The sequence below is a fragment of the Mycobacterium triplex genome (assembly GCF_000689255.1).
GTDB lineage: Bacteria > Actinomycetota > Actinomycetes > Mycobacteriales > Mycobacteriaceae > Mycobacterium > Mycobacterium triplex.
Genome location: NZ_HG964446.1, coordinates 196,075 through 210,117, shown reverse-complemented (window position 1 = coordinate 210,117; position 14,043 = coordinate 196,075). Strand labels below are relative to the sequence as shown.

Genomic DNA, 14,043 nt, shown 5'->3' with positions numbered 1-14,043 from the left:
ACGACTTATCGGGACGCGAAATTCGTTTTTGTTACCTAGGCTTATCGTCTTGGCGTTCCGGCGTTGCTGTCGGACGCGCTCAGCCCAGGCCGCCGGTCAGCCCGCGAACCGCCTGCATTTCATTCGGCCGATAGGGCCGTCCGTCGGGAAGCAGCAGGTCGTGGAACCACAGTTTCGGCGGTGCGGTGTACGGGTGATTCCAGGAGTCCCACGGAAAGTAGGTCTGGGTTTTCCCGGCCACGAAGCCCCAGTTGAACGCACCGACATTGTGCCGCTTGGCGATTGGCAAGATCGTTTCGATGGTGCTGCCCTGGGACCGGGCCATGTACTCGGTGCACAGGATCGGGCGGCCCATCGGCGCCAGTTCGTTGATCTTCGATTCGAACTCGGCGGGTCTGCCGTAGTTGTGGAAGGTGATCACGTCGGCGCTGTCGAGCTGAATTGCGCTGATCGTGCTGCGGCTTCCCCGGTCTCCCCACGCCCCCTGCCACACACCGCTCGTCAGCGGTTGAGCCGGATCGACCGCCCGCGCCCACCGGAACACCTGGGGAAGCAGGTCGGCGACATGCTGCAGCTTGTCGGCGCGCTCGACCTTGCGATATTCCTTCGCGGGATTGTCTGGCTCGTTCCACAGGTCCCAACCCAAAACCCGGTCGTCATTGCGGAACTGGCTCAACACGCCGGTGACGTAGTCCTGCATAACCGGGACGTAGCGGGGGTCGCCGAGGCGTTCGGCACCCGGACTCTGCACCCAGCCGGAGTTGTGTACTCCCGGCACCGGCGCGTGCTGCGCTCCGGCCTTGGGAAGCGGGTCCCAACAGGAGTCGAACAAGACGAAGAGCGGCTTAATGCTATGGCGCGACGCGATTCCGACGAACTGGGCCAGCCGGCTCTGGAAGCCCTGCCGGTCGGTCGCCCACAACTGGTCGTGCAGGAAGACGCGCATGGTGTTGAACCCGAGTGCGCGGGCCACGCCCAATTCGCCGTCAATGCGTTGCGGGTCAAACGTTCCCGGCTGAAACATCTCCAGCTGGTTGATCGCGGTCGACGGGATGTAGTTCGCGCCGACAAGCCAACCCTGCGCGCGATACCAGGCATTGGCGCGTTCAGTCGACCACCGGGTCGCTTCAGCAGAAGCACGCGGCATCTGGGTCAATGCCGCGCCAGCTGCCAGCACCAGAGGCAACTTCATGGCCGTTCGGCGGTTCACGAAGTGACACTAGATTTCCCTTGTCCCGCAGGAGGTTCGACGCGCCGATCGCAATGATTTGAGGGTGGCAATTGTGACCTGATCGTGATCTGGGACTAGCGCAACCTGCGGCCGTAATTGTCTTTCACACTGCCGGTGAACATCATGATCGCGTCGACGATGGCCCAGACGATGCTGCCGAGCAGGAGTGGTGCTGCGATGAAGCAGAACAGGGTGAAGACGAGTCCGACGAGACCGAGCAGCAGCTGCGCGACCGCGATCTGGGTCGAGTCGATATAGAAGCGGCCGACGCCGAACACGCCGAAGAACAGCTGCAACAGCCCCGCCGTGGTACCGGACTTGTCCGACAGCGGAACACCCGTGGCGGGATCGCGCCCGAACGGCGCTTGGGGGTCAACTCCGGGATACCCGGCATAGCCGGGATACGGCTGCGCAGGTGGATAGCCGGGCGGCGGGTACCCCGACGGCGCCGGGTCTCGGGGCGGCACGTAGCCCGGCCGCTGCCAACCCTCGGGCGGCGGGCCCGCGGGGAAACCGGGTGGGTTCGGCGTCGACATTGCGCTGAGTTAACCCTGCCGGGGCGGGTGAGTCCATTCGCCGCGGGCGTGGTGCACCCAAAAGCGAGCAACCAGCCAGCACGGCGGTACTTGTGTAGACCCAAACAATTTCCTATCGCTACTATTGCATGCGATATCTTTTTGCCGACCCCAGGAGTGCGGCGATGCAGTCCATGTCCTTCGACCCGGCGGTGGCCGTCGTCGGCACGCGGATCGTCGGCAGTGCGATACACGCGCGGCACATTCGCTGGATCCAGTCGGTGCTGTCTCTTCTAACTTCGGCCCCGACGGCGCGATACTAACGAGATGTCCGATCGCAACGTGCTCGGCGGCCCACTGCAACCGTGTGGCACCGAACCCCTCACCGGTTACTACCGCGATGGCTGTTGCTCGAGCGGACCCGAGGACGTCGGCCGGCACACGATCTGCGCGGTGATGACCGCAGATTTTCTCGAGCACCAGCGTTCCATCGGCAACGACTTGCTGACTCCCGTACCCGAATACCGCTTTCCGGGCCTGCTGCCCGGTGACCGGTGGTGTGTGACCGCCATGAATTGGCTGCGGGCTCATCGAGATGGCTGCGCCGCGCCCGTGGTGCTGGCGTGCACCCACGAACGCACCCTCGAGGTCGTGCCGCTCGAGGCGCTGATGGAACACCAAGTCGACGTTCCCGACGACCTGGCTAACTTGTAGGGTTCGCGAGCTGCGGTTCGATCCTTCGCGCCGCGGCGCACACCTGCTCACGGAGCCGCGCGACGTCGGCCGCGCTCAGGTCGGTGAACGGTGCGGCGCTGATCGACATCGTGACCACCCCGTCGTCGTCGAAGATCGGCGCGGAAATGGTGGCGATGCTGTGCGTCTCGTTTTCGGCGAGCTCGCTGTCCAGCACGTCGATCACCGTCAGGTCGGCGAACGCCCGCGCCAGGTGCGCGGTGATCGCGTCGGGTTCTCCGTCGCCGCGCAGTGCGCGCAGTGCCGTGTAAACCTGCAGGTATTCGCGGCTGAGGCGTTCGACGGTATAACCACGTTCTCGAATCTCGCCGAGTACCGCGGTGATTCGCCGTGACAGCGCGGCCGACGGCTTGCCGATGCCCTCGAGCCAGGCGCGTTGCGCGGAAGGCGGGCTCCAGGCGATGTAATCGCGGCCGAACGGCGCGACCAGCGGCATGCGCAGTCCACGGTCGATGCGCATCCCGGAGGCGGATTCACCGGCACTGTCCAGCACCACGACGGCATTGCCCTCGCGTCGCGCCAGAAACGCCTGTGCCGCTGTCGATTCGGCGAGCTGCTGCAAAATCCCATGAAAGACTCGGTCGCCGGCCGGCTTGGCCAGCGACGCGATGCCCGGCCCCCAGGAGTAAGCGGCCGTCGCGTTGTCACGCACCACCCAATGGTGGGCGGCCAGGGTCGTCAGGATCGCATGCCCGGTGGCCCGGCTGATGCCCAGCTCGCGGGTGATCTCCGCGAGGGAGAAGGCGCGCGTGGGTTGCGAGCCGAGCAGCCGCATGATCGCGACCACGCGCTCGGTCGGTGGGGAAGTGGGTTGACGAGGCGTCTGCACCGCGTCTACCGTCCGTATCATATTTCGAATGATACGTCGAATATTCGACACTCGGTCGAGGAGGCGGTCGCATGGGCTCTGCGGGCCCCGACATCGCTGATATCGACTTCGACGACCTGACATCGCCGCGGCTGACCGAGGTCCAGCAACAAATTCTGGAATTCACCGAGGCCAAACGGGTCGAATTCGACATCGGCCGGATGCTCGCGGAGGCCGTCGAGCAAGCCGGCGCCGACGACCTGGACGACACGGACGGTTTCGCGGACCGGCTGATCGCGCACGTCGGTGCGATCGAAGCCGACGGCGGCTTGCGGCAGCTCACTCGTTCGACCTTGCGGCAGCGCGTGGTCCGCCTGCTGCGAAACCGGTTGTCGCTCACCGAGCTCATCAAGCGCTACCCCGAGATCGAATCGATTCGGATCGAGAAGCCCTTCATCGTCGTCGGAATGCCGCGATCCGGCACCACCCATCTGGTGAATCTCATTGCCGCGGACCCGCGCCGGCGCGCATTGCCGTATTGGGAGAGCCAGGAGCCGATCCCCGCGCGCGGGGAAGGCCCCGACATCTTCGGGGTCGATCCGCGCTACGCGCGCGCCAAGGCCGAACACGACGCCCTGATGGTCAGTGCGCCCGTGGTGGCCGCTATGCACGACCGCTTTCCCGAGGCGATCGAGGAGGAGGTCGAACTCCTCGATCTCGACCTCGCCGGCTACGTCCTGGAATGGCATGCCCGCGTGCCGGATTGGCGCGATTATTACCTCGCGCTCGACCAAACACGGCATTACGCGTACCTGAAGAAGGTCTTGCAGGCGCTGACTTTTCTGCGCGGCCCGCGGACCTGGATCCTAAAGAGTCCCCAGCATTGCGAGCAGCTCGGCCCGCTGATGGCGACCTTTCCCGATGCGACCGTGGCTTTCACGCACCGCGATCCCGTGGCGGTCGTGCAGTCGGCGATCACGATGATGGCCTACTCCGATCGACTGCGCCGGACCACCATCGATCCGGGGTGGCTGCTGGATTACTGGACCGACCGGGTGCACCGGCTGCTCAGCGCGTGCGTGCGTGACCGCGAGCTGGTGCCGCCCGAGCGCAGCATCGACGTGAACTTCCACCAACTCAACGGCAACGAATTACCGTTGCTCGACCAGCTTTACCGGCGCGGCGGGGTCGAATTGACGCCGAAGGTGCGCAACCGGTTTCAGCAATACCTCGACGGCAATCCGCGCGGTAAGCACGGTCGAATCCGCTACGACCTGCAACGGCACTTCGGCATCTCGGCCGAGGAACTGCGTGGGCGGTTCGACTTCTACTTCGATCGGTTCGACGTCCGCCCCGAATGAGGAGCATCGATGAGTGCCGAAGATTTTGAGCCGGTCTATCGCAGCAGGCCGGGCGCCGACGGACTGCGGCCGGCCGCGGCCGAACGCGCCGAGGAAATCGCCCCGGGACTGTGGTGCTCGCCGGGCCTGTCGAACGCGTACTTGCTGACCACCGGCGACGGCCGGGTGATCGTCAACACCGGCATGGGTTTCGAGGGGCCGGTGCATCGCGCCAACTTCGATGCCGTCGACTCCTCCCCGGTGCGCTACATCATCTTCACCCAGGGACACGTGGACCACGTCGGCGGCCTGGACAGCGTCCGCGATCCCGGCACAATCGTTGTCGCCCAAGCGAACTGGACGCACTGGCGAGACGATAACGAGCGCCTGATCCCGTACCGCGCCAGCCGCAGCGCGTTCGCCTTCTCCGACACCCTGGCGACGGGGATCCAAGCCATTCAACGCCGCCTGGGCACCACCCGGTTGCCGGGTCAGAGCGTCCCGACGGTCGACCTCGACTTCGAAGACACCCTCACCCTCGACGTCGGCGGCCGGCGACTGGAGCTGATCTCGGTGCCCGGCGGCGAGACCACGGACTCGTTGGTGATCTGGCTGCCCGACGAGCGAATATGTCTGTGCGGAAACACCTTTGGCCCGATCTTCGGGCACATTCCCAACCTCGTCACGATGCGCGGCGATCGCTACCGTGACGCTCTGACCGCGATCGCGTCGGTCGAGCGGGTACGCGATCTGCGGCCCGAGCTGCTGGTGACCGGCCATTTCGACCCGATCGTCGGCGCCGATCGCATCCACCACGAGCTCAGCCGACTGCGCGACGCCATCGAATACATTCACGACCAGACCGTGGCCGGGATGAACGCCGGAAAAGACGTCCACACCCTGATGCGCGAGATCACCTTGCCCGCGGAATACGAAGTGGGGCAGGGCTACGGCAAGGTCTCCTGGGACGTACGGGCAATCTGGGAGAACTACTCGGGCTGGTTTCACCACCGGTCCACCACCGAGCTGTATCCCATCGGGTTCGACGCCGTCGGCACCGACGTGGTGGAACTTGCCGGAGCCGACGCGCTCGTCGGCCGGGCCAGGGCACACCTCACCGAGAACCGTCCCGTGCACGCCATCCACCTTGCCGAGCTCGTCACCACCGCGCAGCCCGAGCATTCGGGGGCGCGCGACGTGCTGCGGGAAGCCCATGAAAGTCTGCTGGGCGGTACCACCAATTTCTGGGAAAGAGCGTGGCTCTCGCGGCAAATAGCGAGCAACTCGTGACCGCACGGGAAGGGACATCACTGTGACATTTGTGTTGCAGCCCAAGGACTTCTATCACACCGGCATCGTGGTGCCCGACCTCGAGGCCGCGATGGCCCGGCTCACCGCACTGGCCGGCTACCGGTGGATCACCCCACTCAGCTATACGCTGCCCTTTCGCACCACGGCCGGGGTTTCCGAACTGACCTCGACGATCGTGTACTCCGTGCAGAGCCCGCACATCGAACTGGTCCAGGAGGTTCCGGGAACGCCGTGGACGGCCGCCCCGGGTAACTCCGTGCACCACGTCGGCTACTTCACCGACAACCTCGCCGACACCGCCCGGGCGTTGGAGAACAACGGCTTCACCTTCGAAATGACCGGCGAAATACCCGATTCGGAGTTCGGGATGTTCGCCTACTACGTCGACGCGTTCGGCACCCGCATCGAGATCGTCGATCGCGCACTGTTCCCCGACTTCGCCGCCTTCGTAGCGTCCATCGCCGCCCCGGGCCCCGACGGAGCCTGACATGGTATTGACGGTGCTGCGCTTCAACTTCGCCTCGCCGCACGGGGAACCACGCACCCAGAGCACGCTGTTGTCCGCCGCGCTCGAATTGGCGCAATGGGGCGAGTCCCATGGCGTCACCTCGGTCAGCGTCGACGAGCACCACGCCACCGGACACGGCTGGAGTTGCAACCCGATCATGGCGGCCGCGATGTTTCTGGCGCGCACGTCGACGATGATCGCCAGCGTGGACTGCGCGCTGGGCCCGCTGTGGAACCCGGTCCGCCTCGCCGAAGACATCGCCCTGGTGGACAACATGAGCCGCGGCCGGTTGCACACCACGGTGGGCCTGGGCTACCGCACCGTCGAATACGACTCACTCGGAATGGATTTCAGCCAGCGCGGCGCGCTGATGGACGATCTCGTCGCACAGCTGCTGGCGGTCTGGTCCGGCGCCGGGGAGGGAATCTGCACCGGCACCTGGAGCCGGCCGCATCCGCCGCTGTACGTCGGTGGGGGTGCGCGCGCCACGGCGCGCCGGGCGGCGCGCTTCGGGCTGCCGCTGAGCCTGGCCGACCACCTGCCGGACATCGCCACCTACTACCGCGAACTGTGCGCCGGCGCGGGCATCAAGCCGATTATCCTGATGCCCGGGCCGATCAATCGCGGCATGATCTATCTGCACGAGGATCCGGACCGGGCGTGGGCCGAACTCGGCAAGTACATCCTTTGGGAGGCCGTTACTTACGGCGAATGGTCAACCGACCAACGATCCCTGATGCACCTGCCCGGCGTCCGGACGCTGGACGAGGTCAGGGCATCCGGGCGTTACCGGTTCCTGACACCCGACCAGCTGATCGCCGAGATCAGGGACGTCGACGATTACGGGCCGCTGGTGCTGCACCCACTGGTCGGCGGCATGCCTGTCGATGAGGCGTGGAAGTCGGTCCAGCTGCTGACCGACACCGTGCTGCCCGCGCTTCGCTAACGCTGCCGATCGGATGATTCGACCGGCGGTGAGCGGGTACCGCAGCCAAATGGGTAATTTGCTGAGATCTGATGCCGTGAAACGCGGATGTGCGCTTGTCGGTGGTGCGGGCTTGCTCGTGTTGGCGGTCGCGTGCGGTGCCGGGGCGGGTACGCCGGTGGCCGCGCCGCCGACGACGTCACCGCCTACCTCGTCCAATACCCCGGGGCCGACGTTGCTTCCGTCGACATCGGTGCCCGCACGTCCCAACGGGGGCTAGGAACCCGACGAACTTTCCGTGGTTGGTCTCGTATCGAACGGGTATCGCACCTAGGCGCGACAAGAGATCCGACAACCGAGTGGAGGTTCCATGAGTTCGCACGCAGTGAAAACGGGGTTCGCGCTTCTTGGCGGGGCGGCCGTAGTCGGCCTGGGGATTGCCTGCGGTAGCAGCGTCCCGGAGTCGGTCGCCGCGCCGGCCACGCCCACACCGGGGCCCGCCACGTCCACCCCGCAGTTGGCTCCGGGTGCGCCGATCCAGCCGGGCATGGGTTCGGGCGGCCAAAACATGCCCAGTGGGCCCGGCGGCGCAGCCGGCGGCGGATCGGCAGGTGGTGCCGCGGGCGGCGGCGCGGCCGGCGGCGGAGGCTGATTTCCGCGCTCAACTCGTCACGGTACTGCCGTCGAGTACAGCCACGCTTCCCACAATGGCCGCAGCGACTCGTCGGAGTAGTTGGCCGCCAGGCCGGTGAAGTCGGCGGTGGCGGCGGTGCCGTGACGATGCCGCGACGTCCAATCCTTCAGCAGCGCAAAGAAATTGTCGCTGCCCAGCCGCCCGCGCAGTGCGTGCAGGGTGAGCGCGCCCCGTTTGTATACGCGGTCGTCGAACATGTCGCGGGCTCCGGGATCGGTCAGTAGTAGCTCTTGCGGCTTGGCGCGCAACTGGGTGTGGTGCAGCCGCGCGAGGTCGTCGGCGCTGGGGCCGCCGCTGTGTTCCGACCACAACCATTCCGCGTAACACGCGAATCCTTCGTGCAGCCAGATATCGCGCCATTGGCCCGCGGTCACCGAGTTGCCGAACCACTGATGGGCCAGTTCGTGGGCGATCAACCGTTCGCTCGACCGGGTGCCGTCGCAATGATTGGCCCCGAAGATCGAAATGCCTTGGGCCTCGAGGGGTATCTCCAGCGGATCGTCGGTGACCACGACGGTGTACCCGGCGGCCAGCGGATACGGTCCGAACAGATCGATGAACAGCTTCATCATCTCGGGTTGGCGGGCGAAGTCGTGATCGAAGTCGCGGCGCAACCGCTCGGGTAACGCCGCCTGTATCGGCACCGGCGTGCGGGCCAGCCGCCGCATCTGGTAGCTGCCGATCTGCAAGGTGATCAGGTAGGTCGACGTCGGCTCGGGCTGTTCATAGGTCCACACCGTCCGCGATGCGCGGGCCCGGCGCGAGAGCAGCCGCCCGTTGGCGAGCACCCGGTACCGGCTTTCGGTGCTGATCTGCAGGTGAAACGCCGCTTTGGCGCTGGGGTGGTCGTTGCAGGGAAACCACGACGCGGCGCCGTTGGGTTGCCCGGCGACCAGGACGCCGTCGGTCAGTTCCTCGAAACCGACGTTGCCCCACAGCGAACGAATCGGACGTGGCGAACCGCCGTAGCGCACCGCGATCGACAACGAGGCCCCGGTCGGAAGCTTCGAGGCCAGTCGGATCCGCAATTTTCCGTTGCGACAAGAGAATTGGTCGGCGCGTTTGCCGTTTACCGACACCTTGGACACCGTCAGCGCATTGGAGAGGTCGAGCGTGAGTTGCTGCAAGTCGGTCAAGGCGACGGCGGTGATCGTGGCCGAACCGGACAGTCGGTTGGACGCGGTCTTGTAGTCCAGATCCAGCTCGTAGCGCGACACCTGGTAGCCGGTGTTGCCATTCTTCGGCAGGTACTCGTCGATCACATCCGGCGGTGTCGTCTTCTTCGCGGAGGCCTTCACGCGGCGGTGTCCTGCGCGCTGCGCCCGGAGCCGGTCTTACCTGCCTTCTTGCGGCCGGCATTCCATGGCCTGATCGGATTGCCCTGCCAACGTGTCGATCCCGGCACCTCGTCGCCACGCACCACCAGGGACGCGGGCCCGACGGTCGCGCCGGCGCCGAGCCGGGCGGCGGGCAGTGCGACGCAATGCGGGCCCAGCGTCGCACCGGGCTCCAGCACGACACTGTCCATTCGCATGATCCGGTCGTGAAACAGGTGTGTCTGCACCACGCAGCCGCGGTTGACGGTGGCCCCGTCGCCCAGGGCGACGAGGTCGGCCTCGGGGAGCCAGTAGGTTTCGCACCACACGCCGCGGCCGACGCGGGCGCCCAGCGCACGCAGCCACAGGTTCAAGATCGGTGTCCCGCTGGCCGCCCGCGCGAACCACGGCGCGGCAACGGTTTCGACGAAGGTGTCGGCGACCTCGTTGCGCCATACGAACGACGACCAGAGCGGATATTCGCTGGCCCGGATCCGGCCGACCAGAAGCCATTTCGCGACGATCGTGATCACGCCCGCGATCGCGCCCGCCGAAAGCAGCACCAGCCCGCCGCCCAGTGCGGTCCACCAGATGCCGAATATCCTTGCCAGCGCCTGTAATCCGCCCAGCACGGCCAGGCCGATCGCGACCGACACGATCACCGGCAACAGCCGGAACGTCTCCACGACCGCCCGCAACACCTTCAGTCGTCGCGGCGGGTCGAACGTGGTGGATGCGTCGGTCTCGGCGGGGCGCCGGCGCAGCCGCATCGGCGGGCTGCCCAGCCAGGACGAGCCGCGCTTGGCCTTGGGCGGCGCGGCCGACAGCACCGCCACCAGTCCGTCAGCGGGAACCCGGCGACCGGGCTGGGTGATACCGGAGTTGCCGAGGAACGCCCGGCGCCCGACGGTCGTCTTCGCCGCGTAGATCCAGCCGCCGCCGAGCTCGTAGGACGCGACCATGGTGTCGTCGGCCAGGAACGCGCCGTCTTCGATCACGGTGAACTTCGGCGTCAGCAACACCGTCGAGATCTCGGTGCCGGCACCGACTTTGGCGCCCAGCAGGCGTAGCCACATCGGCGTAAGCAGGCTGGCGTACAGCGGGAACAGGTAGTTGCGTGCGGCGTCCATCAGGCGCTCGGTCGCCCACAGTTGCCACCCGGCGCGGCTGCGCACCGGGTGGTAGCCCTCGCGCAGACCCAGCGACAGCAGTCGCACCCCGAGCACCGTCAGCAGCGCGTACACCGCGAGTGCGGTCAGTGTCGCGGCCGGCGTCCACAGCAGCGCCGGGACCACGGCCTGCGACAGCCGGTGCGTGTTGCGCACGGCCAGCCCGATCACCGCGAGGCCACCCGCCGCCGCGATCAGCGGCAACGCCCCCAGCAACACCGACGTCAGCCCGTACACCGCGACCCAATGCGTCCGCCGGGCGGGGCGTTCGTCCGGCCACGGGTGGTTGACCCGGCCCGACTTCACCGCCGGCGAGCCCTTCCAGTACTGGCCGTTCTTGATCTTGTCCCGCACGCCCGCGCCCGGGGCCACGTCGGCGTTCTTGCCGACGACCGCGCCGGGCAGCAACGTGCTGCGGGCGCCGACCGTCGCGTCGTCGCCGATGGTGATCTCGCCGACCTGGAGGACGTCCCCGTCGAGCCAGTGACCGCACAGGTCGACTTCGGGTTCGACGGCGCAGCGGTGACCCAGGGTGAGCATCCCGGTGACCGGCGGCAGCGAATGCAGGTCGACACCCTTGCCGATGTCGGCGCCCAGCGCGCGGGCGTAGTACACCAGCCACGGCGCCCCGGACAGGTTGTGCGCACCGCTGGCCTCGGCGAGCCGTTCGGTGAACCAGATCCGCAGGTGCACCGACCCGCCGCGGGGATAGCTGCCCGGACGCACCTTCGACAGCAAAATCCGTGCGGACAGCACAGCAATACCCATGCGGCCCAACGGTGTGACGAACAAGACGAACGCCACCGCGACCAGCCACCAGTTCACCGCGACGGTCCACGGCACCACGTGCAGGGCGCGGGCGACGTTGTTGCCCAACGCCAGCCACGTCAACCACGGCAGGGCCGACAGCGTCGCCAACGGCACGGCAAGCACGCTCTGGGTGAAGCGCGTCAGCCACGGCGTCGGCCGGACCGTGCGCTCGGCGACCTCCGGCGGCGCCTCGAGCTCGTCGAGGAACCCGGCCAGCGAGCCCAGCCGCGGGTGGTCGTACAGATCGGCAACGGTGACCTGTGGGTACCGCTGGCGCAGCACCGCGACAAGCTGCGCTGCGGCGAGCGAACCGCCGCCGAGCGCGAAGAAGTCGGCTTCCCGACTGTCCACCGCCGCGCCGAGCAGGTCCCGCCACACCCCGGCCAGCCAGCCGCTGGTGCCGCCGAGGTCTTTCGACTCATCCGACTGGCCACCCGGCGGCGGCCACGGCAACGCATCGCGGTCGACCTTGCCCGACGTGCGGGTGGGCAGTTCGTCCACCCGGACCAGCCGCGGCAGCAGCGAGGCCGGCAGCTGTGCAGCGAGCCGGGTGCGCGCCTCGTCGAGGTCGAACCCGGGGTCCGCGCTGACCAGATAGCCGACCAATACCGGTGTGCCGGTGGCGGTATGGCGCACCGCGGCCGCTCCGCCGCTGACGCCGGGCAGGTGCACCAGCGCCGAGTCGACCTCGCCGAGCTCGATCCGCCGGCCCCCGACCTTGACCTGGTCGTCGCTGCGGCCGCAGAAATACAGGCCGTCGCGTTCCAGCCGAACCAGGTCGCCGCTGCGGTAGGCGCGGGGCCAGCCCAGCGACGGCATCGGGGCGTACTTCTCGGCGTCCTTGTCCTTGTCCAGGTAGCGGGCCAGGCCGACGCCGCCGATCACCAACTCGCCGACATCGCCGTAAGCGACTGGCAGACAGTCGGCGTCGACGACGGCCAGATCCCACCCGGGCAGCGGCAGCCCGATGCTGATCGGCCCGGTGCCGCCGAGCTTTGCCGCGCACGCGACCACCGTGGCCTCGGTCGGGCCGTAGGTGTTCCACACTTCCCGGCCGTCGACGGCCAGCCGATCGACCAGCTCCGGCGGGCAGGCCTCACCGCCAAAGATCAACAGCCGCACCGCTTCCAGTGCCTCACTGGGCCACAACGCCGCCAGCGCCGGCACCGTCGAGACCACGGTCACGTCGCGGGTGACCAGCCAGGGGCCCAGGTCCATCCCGCTGCGCACCAGCGAGCGCGGGGCGGGAACCAGGCACGCACCGTGGCGCCACGCCAGCCACATTTCCTCGCACGACGCATCGAAGGCCACCGACAGGCCGGCCAGAACCCGATCGCCGGGACCAATCGGGTTGTCCTGCAAGAACATCTGCGCCTCGGCGTCGACGAACGCCGCGGCGCTGCGGTGTGTCACCGCGACACCCTTTGGCGTGCCGGTCGATCCGGACGTGAAGATGATCCAGGCGTCATCGCGGGCCAGCGGCGCGGTGGCCCGCCAGCCCCGCGACAAGCCGACGCCCCGGAGCAGGCCGGCCTCGGTGATGATGCCCACGACGCCGGCCTCACCGAACACCAACTCGGCGCGCTCGTCGGGATCGTCGGCGTCGACGGGCACGTACGCCGCACCCGTGGCCAACGTCGCCAGAATCGCGACGTACAGCGCGTAGCTGCCCGACGGCATCCGGATCCCGATGCGGTCGCCGCGCCCGATGCCCCGGGCGGCCAGCCAGTCCACGCTGGCCTCGATGTCGCCGATCAATTCGTTGTAGGTGAGCTGGACGGTGCCGTCGTCGATGGCCGTGGCGTCCGGGTAGCGCGCGGCGGTCTCGTAGAGGATGTCGATCAGCGTGCGCGGGCGCGGGGCGGCACGCGACAGCGTGTACTGCGCTGGGACTCGTGCGGGGATAGGAGGCCCAGAAGGCAAAGTCACCCCACGAAAATACTCAAATCCGGACGCCGCGCCGGCAAGCGCTCGCGGCGTGTGACGGCCGGTTGCGTCTCAGGCGGTGCGGCGCTGCTCGAGCCAGTCGGCAAGCGAGCGCCCCGCGTCCAGGACATGGCGTTCGGCGATCGTGCGGGACCGTTCGACGTCCTTGTCGCCGAGCGCGTCGATCAGTTCTTGGTGCTCGTCGAGCGAGTGTTTCTCGTGGTCGGGAAACAGGGTGAGGAAGTTGGTCGGCACCACGCGCGCGGCCTGCTTGATCTGCGTCATCAATCGCGGTGAGTGCGCGGCGCGGTGGATCTTCTGGTGGAAGTGCCAGTTGGCCTCGCCGATGCTGTCGTCGCCGGAGCGGGCCACCACATCCGCGGCGAGTTCGCGCAACATGTCGAGCTCCCCCGGTTCGATGCGCTGGGCCGCCCAGGCGGCGGCCTGTCCGGTGAGCACGCCGAGGATGGTGAAGCTGTCCATCACATCGGTGGGGCTGATGCCGATCACGGTGACGCCGCTGCGGGGCGCGACCTCGACCAGGCCTTCGAAGGAGAGTTCCAGCAGCGCCTCGCGGACCGGGGTCCGGCTGGTCGCGAACTCCGCGGTGATGGCGTCGAGGTCGACCCGCGTACCGGCGGGCAGGGCGCCGGTCAGGATGCGGTCCCGCAGCTCGCGGGCGGCCCGTTCGCGCACCGTTCCGGAGATGTCGATCCCAGGGGTCGAGGGCATCCGCG

Annotated in this window: 12 protein-coding genes; 6 read left to right on the top strand and 6 right to left on the bottom strand. The window is 67.6% G+C overall.

The window, feature by feature from the left end:
* Window positions 1-79: 79 nt before the first annotated feature.
* Complete coding sequence (locus tag BN973_RS00920) at window positions 80-1,210, bottom strand: glycoside hydrolase 5 family protein (protein WP_036465343.1); 1,131 nt, start codon at window positions 1,208-1,210, stop codon at window positions 80-82.
* Window positions 1,211-1,305: 95 nt separating this feature from the next.
* Window positions 1,306-1,767 (bottom strand): TM2 domain-containing protein, encoded by a 462-nt coding sequence (locus BN973_RS00915; protein WP_036465342.1) that lies wholly within the window; start codon window positions 1,765-1,767, stop codon window positions 1,306-1,308.
* A 306-nt stretch (window positions 1,768-2,073) separates the two neighbouring features.
* Here BN973_RS00915 and BN973_RS00910 point away from each other — a divergent pair, with 306 nt between their 5' ends.
* A complete protein-coding gene (locus BN973_RS00910) occupies window positions 2,074-2,460 on the top strand; it encodes a DUF2237 family protein (protein ID WP_036465341.1) in 387 nt (128 codons plus the stop codon).
* Here BN973_RS00910 and BN973_RS00905 read toward each other — a convergent pair.
* Entirely contained in the window at window positions 2,450-3,349 is a 900-nt protein-coding gene (locus tag BN973_RS00905; protein WP_036465340.1) for an IclR family transcriptional regulator, read from the bottom strand. The two genes, BN973_RS00910 and BN973_RS00905, sit on opposite strands and share 11 nt — an antisense overlap.
* Before the next feature lie 50 nt (window positions 3,350-3,399).
* Here BN973_RS00905 and BN973_RS00900 point away from each other — a divergent pair, with 50 nt between their 5' ends.
* The 5 genes from BN973_RS00900 (at window position 3,400) to BN973_RS30910 (ending at window position 8,043) form a co-directional block, all read left to right on the top strand.
* On the top strand, window positions 3,400-4,668 hold the full coding sequence (locus tag BN973_RS00900) for a sulfotransferase family protein (protein ID WP_036465339.1): 1,269 nt from the start codon (window positions 3,400-3,402) through the stop codon (window positions 4,666-4,668).
* A 9-nt stretch (window positions 4,669-4,677) separates the two neighbouring features.
* On the top strand, window positions 4,678-5,937 hold the full coding sequence (locus tag BN973_RS00895) for an MBL fold metallo-hydrolase (protein WP_036465338.1): 1,260 nt from the start codon (window positions 4,678-4,680) through the stop codon (window positions 5,935-5,937).
* Between the two features lie 22 nt (window positions 5,938-5,959).
* Complete coding sequence (locus BN973_RS00890) at window positions 5,960-6,445, top strand: VOC family protein (protein ID WP_139830082.1); 486 nt, start codon at window positions 5,960-5,962, stop codon at window positions 6,443-6,445.
* 1 nt (window position 6,446) lies between these two features.
* On the top strand, window positions 6,447-7,412 hold the full coding sequence (locus BN973_RS00885) for an LLM class flavin-dependent oxidoreductase (RefSeq protein ID WP_036465337.1): 966 nt from the start codon (window positions 6,447-6,449) through the stop codon (window positions 7,410-7,412).
* A 349-nt stretch (window positions 7,413-7,761) separates the two neighbouring features.
* Window positions 7,762-8,043, top strand: coding sequence for a hypothetical protein (locus BN973_RS30910; protein WP_139830083.1), 282 nt, complete (start codon window positions 7,762-7,764; stop codon window positions 8,041-8,043).
* Window positions 8,044-8,060: 17 nt separating this feature from the next.
* Here BN973_RS30910 and BN973_RS00880 read toward each other — a convergent pair whose 3' ends face one another.
* From BN973_RS00880 to BN973_RS00870, 3 genes are all read right to left on the bottom strand, one after another.
* Window positions 8,061-9,383, bottom strand: coding sequence for a M1 family metallopeptidase (locus BN973_RS00880; RefSeq protein WP_036465336.1), 1,323 nt, complete (start codon window positions 9,381-9,383; stop codon window positions 8,061-8,063).
* Window positions 9,380-13,303, bottom strand: a complete 3,924-nt coding sequence (locus BN973_RS00875; RefSeq protein WP_051641518.1) for a Pls/PosA family non-ribosomal peptide synthetase — start codon at window positions 13,301-13,303, stop codon at window positions 9,380-9,382. Before BN973_RS00875 ends, BN973_RS00880 begins: the two co-directional genes overlap by 4 nt.
* Before the next feature lie 75 nt (window positions 13,304-13,378).
* A complete protein-coding gene (locus tag BN973_RS00870; RefSeq protein ID WP_036465335.1) occupies window positions 13,379-14,038 on the bottom strand; it encodes a GntR family transcriptional regulator in 660 nt (219 codons plus the stop codon).
* Window positions 14,039-14,043: the final 5 nt, after the last annotated feature.

Bases quoted from the DNA above. Each gene is read 5' to 3' on its own strand.
- BN973_RS00915 (WP_036465342.1), bottom strand. From the start codon at position 1,767: ATGTCGACGCCGAACCCACCCGGTTTCCCCGCGGGCCCGCCGCCCGAG.
- BN973_RS00910 (WP_036465341.1), top strand. From the start codon at position 2,074: ATGTCCGATCGCAACGTGCTCGGCGGCCCACTGCAACCGTGTGGCACC.
- BN973_RS00905 (WP_036465340.1), bottom strand. From the start codon at position 3,349: ATGATACGGACGGTAGACGCGGTGCAGACGCCTCGTCAACCCACTTCC.
- BN973_RS00900 (WP_036465339.1), top strand. From the start codon at position 3,400: ATGGGCTCTGCGGGCCCCGACATCGCTGATATCGACTTCGACGACCTG.
- BN973_RS00895 (WP_036465338.1), top strand. From the start codon at position 4,678: ATGAGTGCCGAAGATTTTGAGCCGGTCTATCGCAGCAGGCCGGGCGCC.
- BN973_RS00885 (WP_036465337.1), top strand. From the start codon at position 6,447: ATGGTATTGACGGTGCTGCGCTTCAACTTCGCCTCGCCGCACGGGGAA.
- BN973_RS30910 (WP_139830083.1), top strand. From the start codon at position 7,762: ATGAGTTCGCACGCAGTGAAAACGGGGTTCGCGCTTCTTGGCGGGGCG.
- BN973_RS00870 (WP_036465335.1), bottom strand. From the start codon at position 14,038: ATGCCCTCGACCCCTGGGATCGACATCTCCGGAACGGTGCGCGAACGG.